Below are 24,658 nucleotides of genomic sequence, written 5' to 3'. Positions count from 1 at the left end.
AGGCTTATTAATAACAAGCATTACATTTGTTTTGGAACTCCTCATAAGCTTTATTAATTGCCTGCATTACACTTCTTGCTTTCGCAGTCGCATTAACATCTGGATGATATAATCGAGCCAATTTATAATATGCCCGTTTCACCTCAGTAGCGCAAGCATCTTTTTCCACATCTAAAATTTCCCACCATTCACCGCATAACAAAGGCTCAGTTACTAACTTATTCTTATCTATATTATTCCAGATTATAACAGTACCGTTTTTACCACCACTTACTAACATATTCCCATTAGGACTAAAAGCAAGCGACATGATACTAGCTTGATGTGCTGTTAAAGTTCGTAATACTTTAGCTGTTGCTAAACTCCATATCTTAATTGTAGAGTCGGCGCCACCACTAATCAAAATTTTACCATCAGGACTAATAACAACTGCCTGCACTGCTGCTGAATGTCCAGCTAATACTAATGGTTGTCCGAAAGCTTCTAAATTCCATATTCGGATAGTTTTATCAGTGCCACCACTAGCAATAATTCTACCGTTAGGGCTGAAAGTAACAGATAAAACAGCTTCTGAGTGTCCGTTTAAAGTACGTTTTAACTCTTTTGTATAACGTCCCCAAAGCCGAATAGTTTTATCAGTACTGGCACTGGCAATAATTCTATTATCTGGACTAAAGGCAATTGAAGTAATAAAACCATTATGGCTGACAGGAGAATCTGAATAATACGCAGAACTAGAATAATTAAATATACCAAGATATTTTTTTGTCTGTAAGTGCCAACTACTTATTTTACGGTCTACACAACCACTGGCAAACATCTCATTATCAGGACTAACAGCAACACATAAAACGGCGCCTGCTTGTCCAGTAAAAGAATAGAGTTTTTTGCCCGTTTTTATATCCCATTCAATAACACTTCCATCATCGCTAGCAGTTCAAATCGTTTTACCATCAGGACTTACTGCTATCGCATTCACTGCTGCGGTATGTCCTTTTAAAGTATGTAAGCATTTCCAAATATCTGATGGCGCCGTTGTTCGCGATGCCATTTGTTTCCCACTTGGCGTTTCTAACTCGTCCTCTACTTCTAAAGTGGCAAATTTTTGGTTTAAATCTTCTCCAGATAAAAAAGCTTCTAATTCATTAACTGCGGCTGAATACGTTTCCACCTCCAGCACTTTTTCTGACCTACGGTCAAAAAGTTGTGTGGGAGTTTCAAAGTATTCAACGTCTAACATTTTTGCGATACCATACGCAGCAAGTCCAACAACTGCACCAACGTAAGCCATTGGCGCCGCACCAATACCAAATGCCAAACCAATTTTAGGTGCAACAATTCCTATTCCACCTACAAAACTCGAAACTGTTGCTCCACCAATGGCACCAACACCCATCGCACCCCAAGCTGTAACATCTCCGTTTATTACTGCTGTAAAAGCACCATAAGCTGCGGCGCCTGTCATTTATTTTTTTGTACAGAAGTTGATAAATTATAAATATTATGGGAATGATTGGTCACTTAAAAGCTGTGACTACTGATGAATTAACTGAGTTTTTAAGCTGTACGGATGAGGAATAAATAGGGTCTCTGCTCACCTCAAAACATAACCAAGACGATGATATAAATTATTTATATCTTGATAAGACATGGCATGGTTTGCATTTTTTACTAACTGGTGATTTAATTGGTTCTGAACCTTTATCATGGGTAATATTTGGCAACCATTCTGTTGGAGGGGATGAAAATCAACTGCTTTATGGCTATAGTTGGATTGGATTAAGGTATTTACTTCCTGATGAAGTTGCTAGGGTGTCGGAGGTTTTGTCTTCTATTACAGTGGAAAAGTTAAGGGCTAACTTTTTGTCTCAAGCTATGGATGAAGCCTTGATATATCCAATAGGTATTTGGGTTAGAGATGGTGAGGATGCTTTAAATTGGTTGCTGATGTTTTATGATGGTTTAGTCAAGTTTTATCAGCACGCAGCGTCTGGGAAAAAAGCTATTATAATGTATGTTGATTAATAATTTTGTATATTATTTATATTTTAGTTTTACGTCATTTAAAAGATTTCAAATTTTCAAGATGCTTCGTACCTCAGTATGACATTTTACATCATTTAAAAGATTTCAAGTTTTCAAGATGCTTCGTACCTCAGCATGACATTTTACATCATTTAAAAGATTTCAAATTTTTAAGATGCTTCGTACCTCAGTATGACATTTTACGTCATTTAAAAGATTTCAAATTTTCAAGATGCTTCGTACCTCAGCATGACATTTTACGTCATTTAAAAGATTTCAAATTTTCAAGATGCTTCGTACCTCAGCATGACATTTTACGTCATTTAAAAGATTTCAAATTTTCAAGATGCTTCGTACCTCAGTATGACATTTTACATCATTTAAAAGATTTCCAGTTTTCAAGATGCTTCGTACCTCAGCATGACATTTTACATCATTTAAAAGATTTCAAGTTTTCAAGATGCTTCGTACCTCAGCATGACATTTTACGTTTTTTAAAAGATTTCAAATTTTCAAGATGCTTCGTACCTCAGCATGACATTTTACGTCTTTTAAAAACTGAAATTATTGTAGAATGCTACCCTGCGGGAAAACTGCGCCCTTCGTGCGCGACTCATGACATGAGGTAATATTTTATGCGTTTGCTGTATAACTATGTTGTTTTAAGGTATGTTTAAAAATATCGTTTAATGTTTAATATAAGAATTTTTCGATGACATCAGTAGATTTTCCCAAGCATAAGAAGGCTAAAGCTTTAAAGCCTGGTAGCCGGCGCCCTGCCAAAGAGCTATGCAGTGAGTGTGGTCTTTGTGATACATATTATGTTCATTATGTCAAGGAAGCTTGCGCTTTTATTAATCAGCAGTTCGAGACTTTAGAACTACAAAGTCACGGCGCCACTCGTAATCTTGATAATCCCGATGAGGTATATTTTGGGGTACATCAAGAAATGATGGCGGCACGTAAACAGCAGCCTATTGAAGGCGCCCAGTGGACGGGTATAGTAAGTTCGATTGCTATCGAGATGCTGAATCGCGGTATGGTCGAAGGTGTTGTTTGTGTACAAAACACTAAGGAAGATAGATTTGGCCCAATGCCTGTTATTGCCCGCACTCCCGAAGAAGTATTGGCAGCGCGCGTTAATAAGCCGACTTTATCACCGAATCTTTCTGTACTAGAACAAATTGAACAGTCGGGAATGAAGCGGTTGTTAGTTATTGGTGTTGGTTGCCAAATTCAAGCGTTGCGAGCAGTTGAGAAACAACTAGGGTTAGAAAAGCTATATGTTTTGGGTACACCTTGCGTTGATAACGTGACGCGCGCTGGGTTACAAAAATTTCTGGATACTACAAGTAAATCACCGGATACGGTTGTTTATTACGAGTTCATGCAAGATTTTCGTGTTCACTTTAAGCACGAAGATGGTTCAACGGAGTTAGTGCCATTTTTTGGCTTAAATACAAAAGAACTCAAAGATGTATTTGCACCATCGTGTATGAGTTGCTTTGACTATGTAAATTCTTTGGCTGATTTAGTTGTTGGGTATATGGGGGCACCGTTTGGTTGGCAGTGGATATTGGTGCGAAATGATACAGGGAAAGAAATGCTCGATTTGGTTAAAGACCAAATTGACACGCAACCTGTAATGTCACAGGGAGATAGAAAAGCCGCAGTTCAACAAAGTATACCCGCTTACGATAAGGGCGTGACTTTGCCAATGTGGGCAGCTAAATTAATGGGAGTGGTGATTGAAAAAATTGGGCCTAAAGGTTTAGAATATGCGCGCTTTTCGATTGACTCGCACTTTACCCGCAATTATTTGTACGTAAAACGACAACATCCAGAGAAGTTAGAAGCACATGTACCGGAGTTTGCAAAGCGAATCGTTGGACAATATAAATTACCAGAATGATTTGTTGTAGAGACGCGATTAATCGCGTCTCTACGGAGGCGTAATGTTTTTTATCTTGGTTGACTTGGTGGAAGTTGTTCTGTTGTAATTAGTGCTTCCATTACTTCTTTAGCTATAGGCGCCGCGACAGTACCACCGTATGCATCTTTGCCTTTTGGCTCATCGACTATTGCTAGTACAACATAACGAGGTGATTCTACTGGTAGTATTCCTATAAAACTTGTAATTCTGGCGTTTGCCATATAACCACCACCACCAGCATTGGCTTTTTGAGCAGTACCTGTTTTACCTGCTATGCGATAACCATTTATTTGTGCTTCTTTACCTGTACCTTTAGTAGAAACAACCGTTTCCATCATTTCTACTACTTTTTGTGCTGTGATTGGTGAAAAAATTTGTCGGGCTTCCGGTCGTGTTGGTGTATAGTGCATTTGACCTTTACTGTCAAATAATCCTTTAACGACGTGAGGAGTTACTAATTTTCCACCATTCGCTAATGCTCCTGTCATTTGTACTAGTTGTAATGGCGTGAGCGAAAATCCTTGACCAAAGGATGTTGTTGCTGGCTCAATTGGGGTAGTGATAAATTCTTCCTGACTCTTAAGTTGACTGGCAACGGAGAATGGTAAGTCTGTCTCCATACCTTGCCCTAAGCCTAGTTTCTCTAACCAACCATAATAAACGCTGGGGCGCATACGTTGCATCATCTGCACCATCCCGATGTTGCTAGAAAATTTGAGAATCTGGGCAATATTAATGCTTCCGTAACGTTTGTCTTCTGAGTTTTTGATTGTACGGTCGCCAACTTGAATTGTTCCTGAGTCCCTAAATACATCATCGGGGTTAATAATTCCTGCCTCAAGACCAATAGCTACATTCAATGGTTTGAAGGTAGAACCTGGTTCATATAAGTCGGCAACTGCCCAATTTCTGAATAGTGAAATATCCGCTTTGGAATATTCGTTTGGGTTGTAAGTCGGTTGTGTTACCATTGCGAGCAGCGAACCGTCATAAGCATCCATTACTATTACGGCGCCACGCTTTGCACTGTAACGTTTCATCTGATTTTTTAATGCAGAACGAGCCGCGCGCTGTAAACGGGTATCAATTGTCAGTTGCATTCCCATATCATCAAAATTTGGGAACCCTTCTGGTGCATAATCTGGCATTAAGGCGCCATTACCAGCACGACTCAAACGAACTGCTTGTGTGGCACGTTCTAAAAGCTTTTCTTGACTATATTCAACTCCAGCCTGTCCTCGACGGTCAAGATTGACATACCCTACGACTTCGGAGGTTAATTCTTGGGTCGGGTAGTAGCGTGCGTATCTTTGCCGCAGTTCAAGACCATCAAAACGTAATCCGGTTATCCGGTCTGCAACTGCCTCTGATAAAGCAGAATTTAACAAAATATTACTATTTTGAGCGGCAAACCGACTTTCTAGCTTACTGGCATCTTGGTCTAAAATTTTCGCCAGTTCGGATGCCACCTGATGACGCGGCTTATTAAATTGCTTTGGGTGAGCGTGTAAAGTATAAACTTGACGGTCAACTGCCAATAAATTTTTATTACGGTCTATTACTTGTCGGCGAGGCATATAGGGTCTTAAGTTAACCATTTGCTGATTTCGAGCCTTTTGCGTCAACTTCGGACCGCGAACAATTTGTAAATTATATAGATTTATACCTAAACCAATACCTGCTGCGATTAGCACTCCCCAAACTGTAAATAAACGCAGTTTAAAATTTGCTGTTATGGGTGGCGCCACAACAGTACTATTATCATCATCTTTTATATCTTTCGATATATTTTTGGAATTTTGTCGCTGCCGACCTTTGAATTCTGCCTTGGGGAGGTTTCGGAATTTAATTTTGCCTGGTGGTAACTTTTGCATAATTATGAGTTAAAAGTGCTGAGTGCTGAGTGCTGAGTATAGTTAGGAGTTAGGAGTTAGGAGTTAGGAGTTAGGAGTTAGGAGTTACTACTCAGCACTCAGCACTTTCTACGAGCGCACTAATTAGTAACCAATAGGGATAGAATTTGGCGTTTGGGGTGTATTTACAACGGTAGATGGAGTATCTGGCTTTGAATTTGGCGCCGCAGGTAGGAAAATTTGACTTGCGGGACTTGGAGAAGTTAAACCAGCGCTCTTGTTTTCTGCTTCGGCAGCTATTTTAGTTTTGAGAGCATTATTTGTTATCGTCAACTGTCGCTCGTTACGCTGCAAATCTTGCAACTTTCGGTACGACTTACTCCACAGTTGCTGGGAATAAACAGTATAACCATACGCAATCAACGTTGAGACTACGAGTAAAAACGATAGCACTGAAGTATAACGCTGCAACGAACATAAACGCAACAACCAAGAGGGCATGGTCGCAGCTGCATTATACATTACAGGAATTTCTTGTTCTGCCAAAGGACGTGATTGAGTTAAGTTACCTAATGGTTTACTAGATGTTGGACGTGGACGCTGTTTTTTATTTAACCCCTGAGTCGAAGTCTGAGAAATACTCCCATTTTTATACGTCTGCTGCTTATTCCCCTTTTGAGATACACCTGTGATTTGCGATGCAGGTAAGTTGTTTTGTTTACCTTCTTGAACGTTAGTACTATCATGTAATACAGATGAATTTGAATTACGGCGTTGAGAACGTCTGCGTCGGAACCAACCGCCCGTTGCAGAACTATCAACGTTTTTTTTGCGAACAGCCATAACTTTGATTTGGAATTACGAGTAAGTTATTGTAGACGCTTGTGAGAAACCGGGTTTCTGCACCGTATGGGCACCTAATTGCTTGACATTAGCAAGAAATTACAATTTTTGGTATAATAATCAAAATGATAATTAATTTGCAAACGAACAAAGCCGCAATCTGTACCATATCCAACAATATTGTGACTCGCAAGCTAGAATAAAACCTGTTTAATACCTTAAATACTGATTTAATGCTCAAAAGCACATTTGAATGTGTCATGTAAAAAAGGTTAAAAAAAAGCAACAAATACGGTATGGTATTCAACAGGCTAAAATTTTATTGCCGCATTTGGTGAAAGAGGAGTTATGAAAATTAGAATCCTTGGTATTGCTCTCGTTTTAGGTTTGGCTACAACTCTCGGCGCCTGCGAAGGTGGCGGTGGTGATGCTGGTGGTGGTGCAAGTACTGCTTCACCTGGTGCAGCAGAACCAACTGATGCAGCTACAACCCCTGCTACAACTATTACAACCCCTGCTACTGGTGCTGCAACTCCTAAAGCTACCGGCGCCGCAACTCCTAAAGCTACAAAGTCTCCCTAGGCCTTAGTTGAGATTAGTCGGGCTTGTTTTCAGTAGTCGCTAAATGCTCCTCACTATACTGTTTAGTCAGAGTTTCGAGTCTAGTGTGGAGTAAATAATATTTCCTTGAAAATGTTCGGATGCAAACGCTATCCGACTAATATTTTCCTGAACTATTTTCTTTGTCCGTTTTAAATAAAATACTGACCTGACGAAGCTTTTTGTCTTTGGCAGGTCTTTATTTCTATTTGGGTTTTTTGTCAATTGGTTACTACTGTTGCCTAGAACGAGATTTGAAAAATGGATATAAAAATTAAAAAACTATTTTCATTTATTATGATTGTTGCTATCACCAGTGTTTTAACTATCGTAGCCAGTGGTTTACGTTTACCAGCTTTATCGTTACCACCAGCAGATGATATTCCCGAAGAAATTTTACGAACAGAGATTATTACAGCAGCGCGTTCGTCGGTTGACGGCAAACCACTGACTGCTGCTGAATATTTAGAACAACAGTCACGACTAAGTGCAGTTCCACCCCCAAAACTAGACCCAAAGATTCGCGAAAACATTTTTCTGCTGCGTATACGTAGTGCCTTAAAGTCAGTTTTTCCATTTTTGAATTTTTAGGGGCGGGTTTACCTATATCCTGCTAAATAACGAGTATTTAGGTGAACCCGCCCGTACAGGGGTTAAAATATCCATATTTCCCGCCTAAGTAGCGACAAAATTGAAAATAAATGTAAAGAATATATATAGAAATAAATAAAAAAGCAAATTTACTTAACCAATAAATCGCTCACGTAGGTAGCTCCATGTCTATGACCACCATCGCTCCTGAACAGGTTAACCGCATCATCTGGAACCAGCATCATGACCCTTTTGAAATTCTTGGTTCTCACCTTATTGACCAAAATGGTACAAACGTCTGGGCTGTGCGAGCCTACTTACCAAATGCCAGTGCAGTGTGGGTAGTTCTTCCTGAAGAAAGAAAAGAAATTGAAATGGAGAGTGTGCATGACCCGCACTTTTTTGAGTGTCGAATTGAAGCTAAAGAATTAAATAATTATCAGTTACGTATTAAAGAAGGTGAACACGAGCGTGTTACCTATGACCCTTATGCTTTTCGCTCTCCTCGTCTGACCGAGTTTGATTTACATATTTTCTCGGAAGGAAATCATCATCGCATTTACGAGAAATTAGGAGCGCACTTTATTTCCGTTGATGGTGTAACAGGTGTTTATTTCGCTGTATGGGCGCCTAATGCACGTAACGTTTCGGTACTCGGTGATTTCAATAGCTGGGATGGACGTAAACACCAGATGCGTAGGGGTGCTACTGGGGTTTGGGAATTATTTATACCTGAACTTGAAGTAGGCACACATTATAAGTATGAAATAAAGAACAATGATGGGCACATTTACGAAAAAAGTGACCCTTACGGATTTCAACAAGAACCTCGTCCTAAAACAGCTTCGATTGTCACTGACCTAAATTCGTATCAATGGCAAGATGAAGACTGGATGGAAAAACGGCGCCATGCAGAACCACTTAACCAACCGATATCGGTTTATGAACTTCATTTAGGTTCGTGGATGCACGGTGCTAGTGCAAACATACCCAAAAATCCAGATGGAACAAATGCACCTGTCGTTCCTGTTTCTGAACTAAACCCAGGCGCCCGCTTTTTAACATACCGTGAACTTGCTGAACGTCTTATCCCTTACGTGAAAGAATTGGGATACACCCATATTGAAATGTTGCCAATTGCTGAACATCCATTTGATGGGTCTTGGGGATATCAAGTAACTGGATATTACGCACCTACTTCAAGATATGGTACTCCTGAAGACTTTATGTACTTTATCGACCAATGTCATAAAAATGAGATTGGCGTGATTGTAGACTGGGTGCCAGGACATTTTCCTAAAGATGGACACGGTTTAGCATTCTTTGACGGTACACATCTTTATGAACATGCCGATCCCCGTAAAGGTGAACATAAAGAATGGGGTACGCTTGTATTTAATTATTCGCGGAATGAAGTTCGTAACTTTTTAGTAGCGAATGCTTTGTTCTGGTTTGATAAATATCATATTGATGGAATTCGTGTCGATGCTGTAGCGTCAATGCTTTATCTTGACTACTGCCGTAAAGAAGGAGAATGGGTAACAAATCAATATGGTGGTAGAGAAAATATTGAAGCTGCCGATTTTTTACGCCAAGTCAATCATTTATTGTTTAGCTATTTTCCAGGTGTACTTTCGATAGCTGAAGAGTCCACATCTTGGCCAATGGTATCTTGGCCTACATATGTAGGTGGACTAGGTTTTAACTTGAAATGGAATATGGGCTGGATGCACGACATGCTAGATTATTTCAGCATGGATCCTTGGTTCCGTCAGTTCCACCAGAACAATATTACTTTTAGTATTTGGTATAACCACAGCGAGAACTTCATGCTGGCGCTATCGCATGACGAAGTGGTGCATGGTAAGAGTAATATTATTGGGAAAATGCCCGGTGATAGATGGCAAAAGTTTGCTAACGTCCGGTGTTTATTCTCATACATGTTTGCTCATCCTGGAAAGAAAACCATGTTTATGAGCATGGAATTTGGGCAATGGAGTGAGTGGAATGTTTGGGGTGATTTGGAGTGGGGTTTGTTACAGCACGAACCACACCATTTGTTAAAGCTGTTTTTCCAAGACTTAAATCATCTTTACCGCAGTGAACCTGCATTATATTCCCAAGATTTTGCCCAAGAGGGGTTTGAGTGGATTGATTGTAGCGATAACCGTCATAGTGTTGCTGCGTTTATTCGTCGTGACAAAGACACAAACGATTTTATTGTCGTGGTTTGTAACTTCACACCACAACCTCATTCGCACTACCGCATTGGCGTTCCTGAACCAGGTTTTTACACTGAGTTATTTAACAGTGACGCGCGTAAGTACGGCGGTAGTAATATGGGCAACTTAGGAGGTAAGTGGACTGATAACTGGTCGATGCACAATCGCGAGTTCTCATTAGATTTATGCTTACCTCCACTAGGTGTGCTGCTTCTAAAGCTTGATAAAAATAGAACAGCTGCCGTAATGAATCAAGAACTTTAATTTTCCATATCTTGTGAAATTATCTCTTGTTGAATGATCTCTTGTGGAATGATCTCTTGTGGAATGATCTCTTGTGGAATGATCTCTTGTGGAATGATCTCTTGTGGAATGGGCATCCTTGCCCGTTCCAGATAAACAGGCGCCTTACCCACAGGAAGCTCAATTTGAAATTCTGTACCTTCTCCTGGGTTAGAAATACAGCGAAGTTTACCTTGATGCTTTTCGATAATGATTTGGTAAGCAATAGATAAACCTAACCCAGTTCCTCGACCAACTGGTTTGGTTGTAAAAAATGGGTCGAATATTTTTTGCTGTATTTGCTCTGGAATTCCACAACCATTATCGCGAATGCTGATTAATATACTATTTTGTGAAATTTGTTGAGTGTTAATAGTGATTTTTAAAACTTCTTTATCTTGAATCTGATTATTGAAAAATGAATCTTCTAATGCATCTATTGCATTTATCAAAATATTCATGAATACTTGATTGAGTTGTCCTGCAAAACACTCCACTAAAGGCAAATCAGAATAATTCTTAATTACAGCAATTTCTGGGCGCCTATTTTGTTGGTGAAGACGACTTTGTAAAATCATCAAGGTGCTATCAATGCCTTCATGGATATTTACAATTTTCATTTCAGCCTCATCCAACCGTGAAAAATTTCGCAGAGAAACAACTATTTTTTGAATTCGGTCTGCTCCCATTTTCATCGAGTTAAGTATTAACGGTATATCTTTTTCAATAAACTCAAAGTCAATATCTTGTATACAATCTTGAATCTGTTTTATTGGTTGAGGATAGTTATGTTGGTAAAGCTTTAATATTTTAAATAAGTCTTGGCAATATTCTTTAGCATAGACAAGATTGCCATAAATAAAATTTACAGGATTATTAATTTCGTGAGCAATACCTGCAACCATTTGTCCTAAACTCGACATTTTTTCATTTTGAACTAGTTGTATTTGGGTTCTTTGCAATTTATCTAAAGCTTCTTCAAGTTCTAAGAGTGCAATTTGACGTTCTGCTTCTAACTGTTTACGTTCAGTAATATCAATTGCAATCGACGCAACTCCTATAACTTCCCCAGTTCGAGTCACTAAAGGGTTATTGTACCATTCGCAGATAATTATTCTACCGTCTGCCGTTAAGTTTTCATTCACGCTATAGTTACCTACTCGTGATGTCAACAAATTGCCTATAATTTTTTCAACATGCTCTTTTACATGCTCAGGAATTAACATTTCAATATTACAACCAATTATTTGGTTTTCGGTATATCCAAATATTTTCTCTGCTGCTGGGTTCCATGACTGCACTTCAAGATTGGGAGTCCATTCGATTATTGCTAAAGGTATTTGTTCAATAAGTAATGACAGTCTTTGTTGTGACGCACGCTGTCCTAACTCAGTTTTTTGGTGTTTTGCTATTTCTGCTTGTAGCACTTGATTAATTTCTGCTAATTGTTTGGTTCTTTCTATAACAAGCGTTTCCATTTGAGCATATGCATTCTTAAGCGCTTCTTCACTATGACGGTACTTATCAATATTAATTGTTATATCTCGAATCGTACCAACTAAAAATTTATTACCATTCTCATCTATCAATAATGTTTTCTTTGTAGAGATAATATGAGTTAAGCCAAATGAATCAGTAAAAAACTCCTCGTTTTCACAAGATTCATTTGTTAAAAAAACTTGTTCGTCTTTTTCCCAAAAAACATCCGCTTCTTCCTTGGGAAAAAAATCATAGTCTGTTTTTCCAATTAATGCATCTCGCTTATATCCTATAAAATCACAGAAAGCATCATTTAAAAAAACCCAAATATGCTGTGAATCTTTGACAAATATTGGGTCAGATATACTATTCAATATTTGTAGTAACAAGTCAATTCTCCCTGCCAGTTATGTAGATTACTCTAATATTGGTTTGAGTTGAAACTTTTTATTGCTCCCAGCACAGCTATTTTTTTATTACTTATAAGTACTATGTTAATAAGTATTATTCTCATATTCATTAATTATATTACATACTACGCCATAAATAGTATTTTTTTATACGTGAATTTTCTAAAATTTAGTGCTGAAGCGTGACTCTATAAATGTCTTTGTAAAATTCCAATTAGAACGGCTGGCGCCTCAAGATGAGGTAAAATTCCGGTCTTAGGTATTGTATAAAAGTTTTGAATAGCAGTTGTATTTAACAATGACAATCTTTGCCCAAGACGGAGGCGCGTAAACTGTGCTTGTTCTCCCCAAAATATCGTTGTTGGTATTATCAGTTGTTGAATATATAGACTTAAATCGAAATATAAGTCACCGCGTAGAAATGCTAAAGCTGAAAATTTTGCATTTGGCTGTTGTGCGCTATATAAATATGCTTGTACCATTTCTTGGGTAACAAGTTGAGGTGATGCGAAGAGAAAACTTTGTAAAAAATTACGAACCGCTAATTCATTTTCGGCGCCAAGTGTATATATCAAGTCTTCTAACAGGGGTAAACTGATAAGTCCAAGTGGAAGTCGTCTACCGGCGCCTTCGCCAAAGTCATTAAATCCGGAAGGACAAATTAGAAATAATTTTTTAAATAAACTTGGTTGAGTAATAGCAAGTCGAATTGCTAAAGCAGCAGTCAATGAAGATGCAATAACTGTAACGGGAGAATCACAAGTTTGATTAATAAATTCTGTAATCGTGGTTAGATAATCATTAATAGTATAGTTACGAACTGGATGCGCGGAATCTCCCCAACCAATTAAATCAGGCGCCAAAATTCGATGTGTTGCAGCAAAAGCTGGATAGACTTTAGACCATTCATAAGCAGAGGCGCCACCACCAAAGTTATGCAAAAATAAAAGCGTGGGTCTTTGATGTTCGTCTATTAACCAGGGAGCGACACTTTGAGTGTAGTAAACTATGTTCCCTTGCGACGTTGGAATAACTTTTTGCCCAAAACCAGGTGGTTGAAATTGAATCACGTTTTTATCCCCGTTAAATTAAACCACAAGTAATTATATTTTAAGCAGAACTGCCGCTTTCACCTTTGATTACTGCTGCTCCAATTAAATGAGCTAATCTCAAAGCTTCAGGAACTTTACCGCAGTCAGTTAACCGCTGTAGTACAGATGCTGTAACCGAAGGATGTTCACCACAAACTTGAAAAACAAAAGGTGGGAATTCATAAATTGTTCCTGCGCTCCTTAGTAGCTCTAATCGTTTTTCAGGATAAGGTAAACGATTTATTGGCTCTAACATTGCCGTTAAATCGGGTTTTCTTCGCATTACAGCAACACAAGGAATTTGTAAACGCGCGCACAATTCAGGTAAGTTAACAAAATTTAATCCCCCAAATCCAATTCCATCGAGTAACACAATATGTAATTGTGGCAGAAACTTACCACCGATAAGTAAATTGCATATTGTATCGGTAGAATCAAAACCATCTTGTTGAATTTGTCCCCACACCATTCCTTCAAACCGGGTTTGCGCGCAAATAATTCCCGCTAGATTTACATTTTCTTTTGAACCGCGAATAAATGGCGCATCATCGAAACCAATGACGCGGATTGTTCGATTCAATTTGAGCAATAATTCTAGTTTCATAGCGAGTTTAATTTTTATATACGTAGGAAAAACAGTATTATCTGTAACACTATTGCTGTAGCACGGATTTACATTTTTGCAGTCAATCGATACAATACAACTAATGAATTTTGACAACGACAAAAAAATAAAAGCTGACTTCAACCTTTACCAGTAGATGAAGCCAGCGCTTGTGAAATCAACTTTATTGACAGCAATCGAGTTGAATATTAGTACTCATCATTGTCCAGATGATGAAGTACTCAGGGTGTTGATAAGTTAACAGTTGAGTATGAAAAGCAGCAAAATGCTTCTATTCTCTGCTAGCACCATATTATTAGTTCATTCTTACCAGTTGAAAGTTTTCGGCATGTTGCGCTCTCGCCTTTAAGCTGCTCTAACCTTAAGAGCGTGAGCTTGCGACATGTATGAAGCTTGTATTGCGACCGAAAGTTCGGACATTAAAGCATCACAACAATTAACTGATGAAACTGAAATTTATGGCGCCAACTTTTAAGCCATTTGGTTTTCAATCGCCCACCGTGCCAACTCGGTACGGTTATGGAGATTGGTTTTGCCTAACATATTGGAAACATGGCTTTCTACAGTTCGCTGACTAACGTTGAGTTCTTCAGCAATTTCGCGGTTAGCTAAACCTCGTGCAACAAACTGAACAACCTTGAGTTCGGTAGGAGTTAACTGTACATCGAAGGGAACTTGGATCCGAGAACCGTTTTCTCCTCCTTTGGCTTGGTGTTCTTTCCAACGAATCGTTTGTTTGAGGGAAGATTCAACTTGCGCGACGAGTTCCTCTGGTTCAAAAGGCTTGACCATATAAACATCGGCGCCTTTGTTAAGTCCTTTAACACGGTCGGCACTTTGTCCTTTAGCGGACAAAAACAGTACGGGAATCCAACTAGTGCGCTCAGTTTGCCGGACTTGTTCAACAAAGGTGTATCCATCCATTTCTGGCATCATCACGTCGCAAATAATCATGTCTGGAATATCCTGCTCTAAAATTTCCAGAGCTTCGCGACCATTTTCGGCAGTGATGACTTCGTATCCTCGGAATTCCAAGTAATCCTTTACCAGCAAAATGAGGTTGGGGTCATCATCGATAAGTAAAAGTCGTTTATGTTCTTTCATGCTGGGTTCTTTCATAGCAGTGGCACTTGTCGCACTTCGGTCCATGAGGTCTTGATTCGTTATCCTCTGTATTGAGTGGTTGAGATGTTGGTTTTCCCACAAAACTTGCCAATACTCTTTTTAGTTTCCAAAGTGACCAACACTTCTTTTAACCGCAAGACTTGGGGCAAAAGTCCAGTAAGGATACGTAGAGCAGTAGTATTTATAATGCGCTATTATATATCGCTTTGAAGAGTGCGGGTGAAAAAACACTGATTAAATAATAATTATTCAAGTTTACCGGATCGGTATTGGTACTAGATGCCCCCAGGTAAACAACCCGCGTCGCGCATAGCTTACTGCTTGTTCATATCCCTCACGCGTTGGTGAAGAAACCTTGTTAGAGTAATAAAGCAGGCGTCCTGGTTAAATTAGTTCTTGAATAAGACGTTCAATCATTTTACTCTTCGCGGGCGAAAAAGACCGCACCATCCACATAAACTACCATTATCGTTCGAGAGCAACAAACTAGCAAGCAGTTCGTTAATTGTTCTGAAAATTAGCTGAGTAAACCGGAAGCAAATAATCGAGTTTAGTTTTTTGAGACGTTTTTCAAGTAATTCCATAATTCCAAATAATCTTGGTTTGGGCAACCGACTATTAAATGGAAGAAAGAGCAACCTCTAAAAACAGCCTGAACAACAGCGTGTCCTTACTCTCGTTAAATCTACAGAATTACTTAGGCTTTTTTGACCGGATAGCTTGGTAGATTTTGGTATTTTATTGCCCTTGATTAGCATCATCTCCTGATTAAACTACACATCCTGATTACTGTTCTATATCAATTTCCACCGTTTGCAAATAAATTTGAAGACACAAAAATTTTCGTGAACCAAGAGAATTTACTCATAATTCGGCTTTTTCTAAGTATTTATACTCAATTATTCTAAATCTATATTATTCAAGTTCGGGAACCCGTACATGATTATTTCTTGCCAACAGCAGCCATATTTAGTTACATTAGCACTCATGAGTCGAGAGTGCTAAAAAGTAAATTCCTATGGCAGCTGTATCTTTAGTAAGTGTATCCACTGTTAAACCTTTAGGAGACCGCGTTTTCATCAAAGTAAACGCAGCAGAAGAGAAGACCGCAGGTGGTCTGTATTTGCCCGATAATGCACAAGAAAAGCCCCAAGTTGGCGAAGTTGTTGCAGTTGGCGACGGTAAGTATAAAGATGACGGAAATCGCGTGGCTATGGACGTGAAAGTAGGGGACAAAGTTCTCTACTCTAAGTACGCAGGTACTGACATCAAGCTAGGCACTGACGAGTACATATTACTCTCAGAGAAAGACATTTTGGCTGTTGTTAGCTAAAACTTTGTTTGGCTAATTGGCTAACAAGGAATAAAAGTTAGCAATTAGCAATTTATCATTCATGCTCCTACATTCATAAATCGCGACTTTAAGTAACTAAAAACATTATGGCAAAGCGAATTATTTACAACGAAAACGCACGTCGTGCATTAGAGCGCGGTATGGACATTTTGGCTGAAGCGGTAGCTGTTACCCTTGGTCCCAAAGGTCGCAACGTAGTATTAGAGAAGAAGTTCGGCGCACCTCAAATTATCAACGACGGTGTAACCATTGCGAAAGAAATTGAGTTGGAAGACCACGTTGAAAACACTGGTGTTGCCTTAATTCGTCAAGCAGCTTCTAAGACTAACGATGCAGCGGGTGACGGTACTACCACAGCTACTGTTTTAGCGCACGCAGTTGTAAAAGAAGGTTTGCGTAACGTTGCTGCTGGCGCCAATGCGATAATGCTGAAGCGCGGTATTGATAAAGGAACCAATTTCTTGGTTGAAAAAATCAAAGAACACGCACGTCCAGTTGAAGATTCCAAATCAATTGCTCAAGTAGGTTCAATTTCTGCTGGTAACGACGAAGAAGTCGGCGCCATGATTGCTCAAGCAATGGACAAGGTGGGTAAAGAAGGCGTTATTTCCTTGGAAGAAGGGAAATCAATGACCACCGAGTTAGAAATTACCGAAGGTATGCGCTTCGACAAGGGTTATATTTCGCCCTACTTCGCAACCGACGCAGAGCGCATGGAAGCTGTATTTGACGAGCCTTTCTTGCTTCTAACCGACAAAAAGATTGCTTTAGTACAAGATTTAGTACCCGTACTTGAACAAGTAGCGCGTGCTGGTCGTCCTTTGGTAATTTTGGCAGAAGATATTGAAAAAGAAGCACTTGCTACCTTAGTAGTTAACCGTTTACGCGGTGTATTAAACGTAGCTGCTGTGAAGGCGCCTGGTTTTGGCGACCGTCGTAAAGCGATGCTCGAAGATATCGCAGTATTGACTGGTGGTCAATTAATTACCGAAGATGCGGGCTTAAAGCTTGACACAGCCAAGCTTGATATGCTAGGTAAAGCACGTCGTATTACCATTACCAAAGACAGCACCACAATTGTTGCGGAAGGTAACGACCAAGCAGTAAAAACACGCTGCGAACAAATTCGTCGTCAAATGGAAGAAACAGAATCTTCTTACGACAAAGAAAAACTCCAAGAGCGTTTAGCTAAATTGTCTGGTGGTGTAGCAGTTGTTAAAGTTGGTGCTGCTACCGAAACCGAAATGAAAGACAAAAAGCTACGTTTAGAAGATGCCATCAACGCTACCAAAGCAGCAGTTGAAGAAGGTATCGTACCTGGTGGTGGTACAACTCTGGCACACTTGGCGCCTGAGTTGGAAGCTTGGGCAAACAGCAACCTCAAAGACGAAGAGTTAATTGGCGCCTTAATTGTATCGCGCGCATTAGCTGCTCCTCTAAAACGCATTGCTGAAAACGCAGGTCAAAACGGCGCCGTTATAGCTGAACGTGTTAAAGAACGCGAATTCAACGTTGGTTTCAACGCAGCAACCAACGAATTCGTTGACATGTTTGAAGCTGGTATCGTTGACCCTGCTAAAGTAACTCGTTCTGCACTGCAAAACGCTGCTTCTATCGCAGGCATGGTACTTACAACCGAATGTATCGTAGTTGACAAGCCAGAACCTAAAGATGGGGCGCCTGCTGGTGCTGGTGCTGGCATGGGTGGCGGAGATTTCGATTATTAATTGATCCCCCCAACCCCCCCGAAATCGCGGGGGGGCAAAGAATGGTTATTTTTTCCTGTAAAAAGGGAGATAAATATTACTTCTTGTGGAGCGGGCATCCCTGCCCGCCTCTGTATAAAAAACAGCTACTTCTTGACATAGAAGTTGCTGTTTTTTTATTTTGGAAAAGTACAGTGTTATTCTAAAATCTTAAATGTAATTTAAAATTGCATAAAGAGACGGGCAAGGATGCCCATCCCACAAGAGTTTTATTCATAGCTATGTACAACAAAATGGGTATTCAAACATCCTCTCAGGATAAGCAAAAAATAATACTCAGTAATGAATTACGTCGATAAAATAAACGATATATTAAAACCCTCTACACATGGCAATCCGCTTGTCATAGACTTATTTGCTGGATGTGGTGGTTTATCACTTGGTTTTGAAGCCCAAGGTTTCGAGACGCATGGTTTTGAAATAGATGCTGATTCCTGTGCAACCTATAGAAAAAATCTAAAGGGAAAATGTACAGAAATTTTACTCACACAGGACACCAAACTGCCAGCCGCTACAGTAATTATAGGTGGGCCACCCTGCCAACCTTTCAGTGTCGGAGGTCATCAAAAGGGTTTACAAGATTCGCGCGATGGTTTTCCTATATTTATAAATGCCGTTAAAACTCTAAATCCTGAAATTTGGTTATTTGAAAACGTTCGTGGATTACTTTACAAAAATAAATCCTACTTTGACGAAATCGTCGAAACCCTCCAAGACTTAGGGTATATTGTAAATTGGGAATTATTAAATGCTGTTAATTACGGTATACCGCAAAACCGCGAACGTTTAATTGTAGTTGGACATCGAGGTAACTTTAAATTTCCAAAACAAACGCAATGCAAAGTAACAGCAGGTGAAGCATTAGGAAACATGGCAGTTTCGGCGCCTCCTTCATCAAAGTTTTTGACTCCCAGTATGGATGAATATGTGGCAAAGTATGAAAAAGCCTCTTTTTGTAAAAATCCTCGTGATTTACATTTAAATAAACCCGCAAGAACTTTAACCTGTCGAAACTTAGCAGGCGCCACAGGTGATATGCACCGCATTAAACTTCCAGACGGTAGAAGAAGACGTTTGTTTATAACAGAAGCAGCAAGATTACAAAGTTTTCCTGATTGGTTTGAGTTTGTAGGAAGTGAAACAAGTTGTTTTAACCAAGTCGGCAATGCAGTACCCCCACTCTTTGCTCTTCAACTTGCTCAAAGTGTTCGAGATTATTTACAATCTAGTAATAGGTTGTCTAACAGTGAAATCGAAAAGCAAAAACCTCCTATACAATTATCGCTACCACTATCAGGTTTTTAATGTCTGAAGTACCAGAATATATTTATAAATCAGATAAGCCAATTCAGCTAAAAAGCTTAATCAATGAAGCTTTGTATATACTGGATAAATTTGGCATACCCTTGAGTGGGCTTAGTCAAAGACGTATGGAAAGAATGGCAATGGCTTTTTTAGCTGTAGCCAATGTTAAGCAAAATACTGATTGGGCAAAAGCTGATTATTCTCACGCTTTAAGAACAAGAGATATTATAAGATACTGTAATAATCATTTTCATGAAAATATTTCTGAAAGCTCTTATGATGATATCCGTAGAAAAGACTTGAAACTTATTGTTTTAGCAAAAATAATTAATGCTAGTTCAGCTAACCCAAATGCTGCTCGTAATGATGGCACAAGAAAATTTGCCTTAAATCCAGAGTATACTGCTTTAATAAAAAAGTTTGAAAGCGACAAGTGGGAACAAGAAGTAGAAGAATTTTTGTCTAGCAGAGAGACATTAGAAGAACAGTTGTCTGATAAAAGAGATTTAAACTTAATACCAGTTATTTTCTCTTCTGGAAAAACATTTGATTTTTCTCCTGGCAAGCATAATGAGCTACAAAAATTAATCATAGAAGAATTCCTACCTCGATATGGGTATGGGGCTGAGATACTCTATGTAGGTGATACAGCTAACAAATTTTTACATTTAGAAGCAGAAATTCTTAAAAGGCTTAAATTTTTTGAAATATCTCATGGTGAATTACCTGATATAATTGCCTATTCGCTGGAAAGAAATTGGTTATACCTCATAGAAGCAGTCCACACTTCTGGTGCAATTTCTCCAGTACGCCTTTTAGAACTTAAAAAATTAACAGAACAATGCGAAGCAAATATTATTTTCGTGACTGCTTTTCTTGACCGTACTACTTTTCGGCAATTTTCACCAGATATAGCTTGGGAAACAGAAGTTTGGATTGCTGATGCACCTGACCATATCATTCACTTTAATGGAGATAAATTTATGGGCCCATACTTGGAAAAATGATTCCTTGCTTAAATTGAAACGATAAGTGCCTGTAAGCCTTGTAAATAAAGCATATTTATAGATTTTAATTAAAATTTAGCACGCTATGTACGAAAGAACCGTAATAATTGCAATTATTAGTTAGAATTTAAGCCGAAATGCAAAATAAGAAATTGGAGACGAAAATAATGCACTGTATCAAATTGCGGTCGCATATAGGACAAGATGGAATTCTACATTTAGAAATTCCAGTGGGATTAATAGATAGAGATGTGGAAATAATAGTCATTTATCAACCACTTGAATCCCCTATACAACAAAAAACACCAGAAGAATTAGGCTGGACTCCCGGTTTTTTTGAGCAAACCGCTGGCTGTTTACAAGATGACCCTTTGGTAAGGTATCCCCAAGGTGAATAATGCTTTTATCATTGCTGCTATTGATGTTATGTGGCGCCGAATTACTTATACAAAATTATGTCACTATTAACATTAGCGATGTAGATAAATTTTAAAAATAGTAACTCTAAAAATAAATATTGGCACCATCATTAGACTCAACCTACGCAGTTAAGAACGCTCTAAAAACTCATCTGGTTCAATGCCAGCTTGCTTTAGTATGGCACGTAATGTCCCTTCAGGCATATCACCAGTATGGTTAGGAATAGTTGTGTAACGATTGGTTTGAGAATTAAACCAAATTTCGTGACTTCCTGCTGCTTGACGATAAAAAGTAAAACCGAAGGATTTTAAAATCCTAGTTATTTCTCTGTAGCTGAACCCTGCTAATCTACCCATAAAGCAATTTACTGACCTATCACTAAAGAATAATTAAACTCATCAGCAATTGGCTGTAAATAATCAACTTCTTTATCCTGAGATTGTGCCTCTAATAATTTTCGCGCAACATCACGAGCTATTTCTAGAGTCTCAGTAACTGTTCTTCCTTGTGCAATTAAACCTTGTAGTTCATCTGATGTTGCCAAGTATACACCCTCCGGCAATTTTTCAATGCGGATATTAAGCAATCTTTCCATCTTTATATAAAATATAAACACTATCTAATTATATTACAAACTTAAATTCCTATCATTGTTTCAAATTCTTCTAAGGCTTGAAAATGACCTACTTGCCAGCTACGTTCTACAATTGTGGGGATAATTTGGGTTATCGCTATATTTGGAAAAGTTGGGCTAGTGTCTGATTTAATATAGTTATTATTTTGAAGTAGATGGATAGTTAGAGTTTTACCGTTATAAATCCATACTTCTGGAACGCCTATAGCTTTATAGGCATCGATTGTTGTTTTAGAAGTAACATCGGCTTCAATTGCTAAATCTGGCGCCGGGTCATTCGGTTCAATACGGCGCCGACCTATCATTAACTGATAGTTTTCGATGTAAAAGCAAGCGTCTGGCTCTACACCTGCGGCAGCTTCTTTTTTAAAGGTTGTTGAGCCAAATGGTTTGTATCTTCTGCCTGTAGATTTAAGTAAAATTTTAACGATATCTGAAATAATTTCTTTGCGTAGTTCTTGTTCGCATGATGGAGCAATGATTTAAAATGTACCTTTGTAGTAAGAAACTCGTAAGGAGCGTTTGCTTGGCAATTCTTCTAAAATAGCTTCAAATTGTTTCCAGGTAACGTCAGGAATAGTTATAAAGCTACCAGGTTCAAGTTGTATGGTAGAAACAGGTTTGACTACTAACATTTGTGTACGATTTGAAGTTGCTTTTAGATTCTTCGCTGCGCTCAGAATGACATTTCTTAAATATTTTAGTATTTATTGTCGCAATATCAACAATGTAAAATAAACCGGATTTTTTAAAACCCGGTTTATATGGCGCCTTTAAACAATTACATTACAAATTCCCATTAGCCAGCATTTGAATAATGCGTGGCATACTTGGGTCAAAACCACCTAAGTCCCAAGACATTGGGTCTTTTGGGTCTACTAAGGTAATTCTGTATGGTGTTAGGGTAACGTACACTGCTTTGATGTTGGGGTTTACTTTTTGGCGATATTCAGCGACTGCTTGGGAGGGGTGTTTTGTTCCTGCCCAGCTTTCACTGTCTGTCCAAAAGCAAATTACATCAGCTTTGAATTTGTTTTTAATCATCCAATCATAAGCAACAGAAGCGTTGGTTCCACCAAAGTTGAGATTGCTGGCTTTTTGAACTGCGGAACTAAAGCTGTCTTTGGCTGTAATTCTTAAATCGATGAATTGAGTTGAAAAGCCTCGAATGGCATAGTTTTTTTCTGCTTTTGCCGTTACTAGTGCCATTGTTGTAGCAACTTCGCAGCAAGTTAAACCTATGTCGGCAACTTGACTGGACATGGAACCCGATATGTCAACTGCGTGCATGAAGACTTTTTTTGTAGGTTCGACGACATCGAATGATAGTTCGACTGTTTTTTCTAATATGTCTATAATTCGCGCGACTGGTTGCCAAGTTTTTTTACTGCGTCCTAATGCACCTCCTGACTGATAGGTTTTGAGTGCTTTGAGTGCGTCAATTGGGTGGATACGACCTTTGCGTAGGTGTTCTCGGTTATTAAGAACTGCTTCTACTCGGTCTAAGTTTGTTAGTTCATCGCTTCGTAGTACACCTATTTCTGTTAATGAACCTAAGTTACGTAGCATGGCGCCAATAGGCATTTCCAAAAATAACAGTTGCCATGCTTGTTTATCCATTTTGCCAACAGGCGCCGCCATTTCATGAGTTAGGCGCCCTTTTTGAATTGCTTCGTGGGTTTGACTAGGGTTGCGTTTGAGCCATTCGTACCACCAAATTTGTGCTAATGCGCTACTAGGAATTTGCGATGGTAATTCTTGCCAACCTTTAACTACCCAGTTGTAAAGCAATTGATGGTCATCGGTTTTAGGTTTGACGTGGAATAAGCGCAGTGCGTCGCGGTGTGAAAAACCTGAACGTTGTTGATATTTTAAAAGTTGGTACGCTAAACCTTTAACGTCTTCTTTTCCTAACCAGTTTCTACCAGCTTCGCGAATCACTTTACCAAAACCACGCATTGATTTTGTGTAGTTCAACCATTCGTAAAAGTGACTTCCCGTGCGAACAACCTGTGGGAAAATTTCCATGAATGCTGTTTTTGCTTCGGGTGTTTCACCCATTGATAACAATACTAAAGCCAAGATAGAAGCGCTGTTATTAATCGCGCGTCCATCGCTGGCATAAAGAATTTCATCGGCAACTCGACGAGGATTTTCGGCTATTGCTTGATTTAATACTGTCGCAAAGTCATTTGTTAATTCTTGTTTGCCAGCGTAGTAAGTGCTTTGCGCTGTACCTATTAGTAAGCAGCGACGCAACATTTGCCAAATACCTGCATCAAACATGTATCCACCACTACGCCCCTGAATCATTTCTGATTCGCGTCCAGGGATAGGTTGATTTTGAGGTGTGGCTTTATTATGGGATTTTGTAAAAAAATTGTAATTCATATACTACACTCCAGCCTTTGCAGGCAAAATACAGCCCTGAGTGTTTAATTCAAGGCTAAATGAAAATATATTTATCGCGGGATGCAGGATTTGAACCTGCGAATGGAAGATTGACGATAACCCTCTGTTGTTCGGTCTTTGCAGACAAGGTTGTTAACTAAGGACTACAAACATAAGTTTGTCTCCTGCCTTACCACTTGGCTAATCCCGCATAATTTTTTACTGTAATTAAATAAGTGTAGCGGAGCAGGATTTGAACCTGCGACCCTCGATTTTCACCGATAACCCTCGTAATTCGGTCTTTTCAGACAAGGTGCTTCCAAGGATGTAGAACTCTACCTAACTGAGCTACCCGCCACATGAGTAATTTAATTTACAGATTACAAACAGCGAAATCTGTATCTCGCTCTGTAATCTTAATGTAGTATGTGTATTACAAGATGTCAATAGGAATTTAAAAATATTATTTGACCAATTTTAGATGCGAGGAGAGGCGCCTGCAAAATAATGAAAAATAGTGGTTTCTGAATTATTACCCAATCCTCAAATCACCAAATTTGGTACTACTGGTTAGGTTAACCAGTAGTACTGCTGGCTTAATTTACTTATAGACTGGCGCCTCCTAGTAGTCCGTGTCATTAGTTTTGGGGTGTTGTGCTATACTTTTAAATATATAACAACACAACTAAAAAATACAAGCAT

General features: G+C 39.0%; 24 protein-coding genes and 2 tRNA genes. 10 read left to right on the top strand and 16 right to left on the bottom strand.

Annotation, left to right across the window (positions count from 1 at the left end):
* Positions 1–7: 7 nt before the first annotated feature.
* Together DSM106972_RS45955 and DSM106972_RS45950 are read right to left on the bottom strand one after the other, a co-directional pair.
* Positions 8–901, bottom strand: a complete 894-nt coding sequence (locus DSM106972_RS45955; RefSeq protein ID WP_267901229.1) for a WD40 domain-containing protein — start codon at positions 899–901, stop codon at positions 8–10.
* A gap of 36 nt (positions 902–937) precedes the next feature.
* Positions 938–1,465 (bottom strand): PspA/IM30 family protein, encoded by a 528-nt coding sequence (locus tag DSM106972_RS45950; protein WP_127086975.1) that lies wholly within the window; start codon positions 1,463–1,465, stop codon positions 938–940.
* A gap of 116 nt (positions 1,466–1,581) precedes the next feature.
* Between DSM106972_RS45950 and DSM106972_RS45945 the strand changes: the two genes are divergently transcribed.
* Both DSM106972_RS45945 and DSM106972_RS45940 read left to right on the top strand, forming a co-directional pair.
* The gene (locus tag DSM106972_RS45945; protein WP_127086974.1) at positions 1,582–2,025 is read left to right on the top strand and encodes a YfbM family protein; all 444 of its coding nucleotides are present in this window, start codon (positions 1,582–1,584) and stop codon (positions 2,023–2,025) included.
* A gap of 712 nt (positions 2,026–2,737) precedes the next feature.
* A complete protein-coding gene (locus tag DSM106972_RS45940) occupies positions 2,738–3,937 on the top strand; it encodes a Coenzyme F420 hydrogenase/dehydrogenase, beta subunit C-terminal domain (RefSeq protein ID WP_127086973.1) in 1,200 nt (399 codons plus the stop codon).
* Between the two features lie 50 nt (positions 3,938–3,987).
* Here the strand turns inward: DSM106972_RS45940 and DSM106972_RS45935 are convergent, their stop codons facing one another.
* A complete protein-coding gene (locus DSM106972_RS45935; protein WP_127086972.1) occupies positions 3,988–5,832 on the bottom strand; it encodes a peptidoglycan D,D-transpeptidase FtsI family protein in 1,845 nt (614 codons plus the stop codon).
* Between the two features lie 123 nt (positions 5,833–5,955).
* Positions 5,956–6,654: a hypothetical protein gene (locus DSM106972_RS45930; protein WP_127086971.1), complete on the bottom strand. Its 699-nt coding sequence runs from the start codon at positions 6,652–6,654 to the stop codon at positions 5,956–5,958.
* A gap of 348 nt (positions 6,655–7,002) precedes the next feature.
* On the opposite strand from DSM106972_RS45930, the gene DSM106972_RS45925 reads away from it, so the two are divergent.
* The 3 genes from DSM106972_RS45925 (at position 7,003) to glgB (ending at position 10,331) form a co-directional block, all read left to right on the top strand.
* Positions 7,003–7,236 (top strand): hypothetical protein, encoded by a 234-nt coding sequence (locus DSM106972_RS45925; RefSeq protein WP_127086970.1) that lies wholly within the window; start codon positions 7,003–7,005, stop codon positions 7,234–7,236.
* Positions 7,237–7,515: 279 nt separating this feature from the next.
* Positions 7,516–7,845 carry a hypothetical protein gene (locus DSM106972_RS45920; protein WP_127086969.1) on the top strand — a complete coding sequence of 110 codons (330 nt, stop codon included), beginning with the start codon at positions 7,516–7,518 and terminating at the stop codon, positions 7,843–7,845.
* A gap of 191 nt (positions 7,846–8,036) precedes the next feature.
* On the top strand, positions 8,037–10,331 hold the full coding sequence (gene glgB, locus DSM106972_RS45915; protein WP_127087005.1) for a 1,4-alpha-glucan branching enzyme: 2,295 nt from the start codon (positions 8,037–8,039) through the stop codon (positions 10,329–10,331).
* Here the strand turns inward: glgB and DSM106972_RS45910 are convergent.
* The 5 genes from DSM106972_RS45910 to DSM106972_RS54465 all read right to left on the bottom strand — a co-directional run bounded on the left by DSM106972_RS45910 (position 10,328) and on the right by DSM106972_RS54465 (position 15,663).
* Positions 10,328–12,217 carry a PAS domain-containing sensor histidine kinase gene (locus DSM106972_RS45910; RefSeq protein ID WP_127086968.1) on the bottom strand — a complete coding sequence of 630 codons (1,890 nt, stop codon included), beginning with the start codon at positions 12,215–12,217 and terminating at the stop codon, positions 10,328–10,330. The genes glgB and DSM106972_RS45910 overlap by 4 nt on opposite strands.
* A 209-nt stretch (positions 12,218–12,426) precedes the next feature.
* Complete coding sequence (locus DSM106972_RS45905; protein ID WP_127086967.1) at positions 12,427–13,308, bottom strand: alpha/beta fold hydrolase; 882 nt, start codon at positions 13,306–13,308, stop codon at positions 12,427–12,429.
* 40 nt (positions 13,309–13,348) lie between these two features.
* Positions 13,349–13,933, bottom strand: a complete 585-nt coding sequence (locus DSM106972_RS45900) for an endonuclease dU (RefSeq protein WP_127086966.1) — start codon at positions 13,931–13,933, stop codon at positions 13,349–13,351.
* A 492-nt stretch (positions 13,934–14,425) separates the two neighbouring features.
* The gene (locus tag DSM106972_RS45895) at positions 14,426–15,103 is read right to left on the bottom strand and encodes a response regulator transcription factor (protein ID WP_019491739.1); all 678 of its coding nucleotides are present in this window, start codon (positions 15,101–15,103) and stop codon (positions 14,426–14,428) included.
* 389 nt (positions 15,104–15,492) lie between these two features.
* Positions 15,493–15,663, bottom strand: coding sequence for a hypothetical protein (locus DSM106972_RS54465; RefSeq protein WP_233787972.1), 171 nt, complete (start codon positions 15,661–15,663; stop codon positions 15,493–15,495).
* 434 nt (positions 15,664–16,097) lie between these two features.
* Between DSM106972_RS54465 and groES the strand changes: the two genes are divergently transcribed.
* From groES to DSM106972_RS45870, 5 genes are all read left to right on the top strand, one after another.
* Positions 16,098–16,412, top strand: a complete 315-nt coding sequence (gene groES / locus DSM106972_RS45890) for a co-chaperone GroES (RefSeq protein ID WP_019491741.1) — start codon at positions 16,098–16,100, stop codon at positions 16,410–16,412.
* 107 nt (positions 16,413–16,519) lie between these two features.
* Positions 16,520–18,160, top strand: coding sequence for a chaperonin GroEL (groL, locus tag DSM106972_RS45885; protein ID WP_127086965.1), 1,641 nt, complete (start codon positions 16,520–16,522; stop codon positions 18,158–18,160).
* Positions 18,161–18,481: 321 nt separating this feature from the next.
* Entirely contained in the window at positions 18,482–19,504 is a 1,023-nt protein-coding gene (dcm, locus tag DSM106972_RS45880) for a DNA cytosine methyltransferase (protein ID WP_127086964.1), read from the top strand.
* The gene (locus DSM106972_RS45875; RefSeq protein ID WP_127086963.1) at positions 19,504–20,511 is read left to right on the top strand and encodes a BsuBI/PstI family type II restriction endonuclease; all 1,008 of its coding nucleotides are present in this window, start codon (positions 19,504–19,506) and stop codon (positions 20,509–20,511) included. The genes dcm and DSM106972_RS45875 overlap by 1 nt, the downstream gene beginning before the upstream one ends.
* Before the next feature lie 167 nt (positions 20,512–20,678).
* Positions 20,679–20,909 carry a hypothetical protein gene (locus DSM106972_RS45870; protein ID WP_127086962.1) on the top strand — a complete coding sequence of 77 codons (231 nt, stop codon included), beginning with the start codon at positions 20,679–20,681 and terminating at the stop codon, positions 20,907–20,909.
* Between the two features lie 150 nt (positions 20,910–21,059).
* Here DSM106972_RS45870 and DSM106972_RS45865 read toward each other — a convergent pair whose 3' ends face one another.
* From DSM106972_RS45865 to DSM106972_RS51870, 7 genes are all read right to left on the bottom strand, one after another.
* Positions 21,060–21,287, bottom strand: a complete 228-nt coding sequence (locus DSM106972_RS45865) for a type II toxin-antitoxin system HicA family toxin (RefSeq protein ID WP_127086961.1) — start codon at positions 21,285–21,287, stop codon at positions 21,060–21,062.
* 8 nt (positions 21,288–21,295) lie between these two features.
* Positions 21,296–21,526 (bottom strand): type II toxin-antitoxin system HicB family antitoxin, encoded by a 231-nt coding sequence (locus DSM106972_RS45860; RefSeq protein ID WP_127086960.1) that lies wholly within the window; start codon positions 21,524–21,526, stop codon positions 21,296–21,298.
* A gap of 41 nt (positions 21,527–21,567) precedes the next feature.
* Positions 21,568–21,996, bottom strand: a complete 429-nt coding sequence (locus DSM106972_RS45855; RefSeq protein ID WP_325052281.1) for a Uma2 family endonuclease — start codon at positions 21,994–21,996, stop codon at positions 21,568–21,570.
* Between the two features lie 51 nt (positions 21,997–22,047).
* Positions 22,048–22,200, bottom strand: a complete 153-nt coding sequence (locus DSM106972_RS55585) for a hypothetical protein (RefSeq protein WP_325052279.1) — start codon at positions 22,198–22,200, stop codon at positions 22,048–22,050.
* 151 nt (positions 22,201–22,351) lie between these two features.
* The gene (locus DSM106972_RS45850) at positions 22,352–23,956 is read right to left on the bottom strand and encodes a TROVE domain-containing protein (protein WP_127086959.1); all 1,605 of its coding nucleotides are present in this window, start codon (positions 23,954–23,956) and stop codon (positions 22,352–22,354) included.
* Positions 23,957–24,031: 75 nt separating this feature from the next.
* Positions 24,032–24,167, bottom strand: a tRNA-OTHER gene (locus tag DSM106972_RS51875).
* 26 nt (positions 24,168–24,193) lie between these two features.
* A tRNA-Phe gene (locus tag DSM106972_RS51870) sits at positions 24,194–24,315 on the bottom strand.
* Between the last annotated feature and the right edge of the window lie 343 nt (positions 24,316–24,658).

Origin of the sequence: Dulcicalothrix desertica PCC 7102 (assembly GCF_003991905.1) — a bacterium.
GTDB lineage: Bacteria > Cyanobacteriota > Cyanobacteriia > Cyanobacteriales > Nostocaceae > Dulcicalothrix > Dulcicalothrix desertica.
The sequence above is the reverse complement of the archived record's forward strand: the minus strand, read 5'-3'. Positions and strand labels throughout refer to the sequence as shown.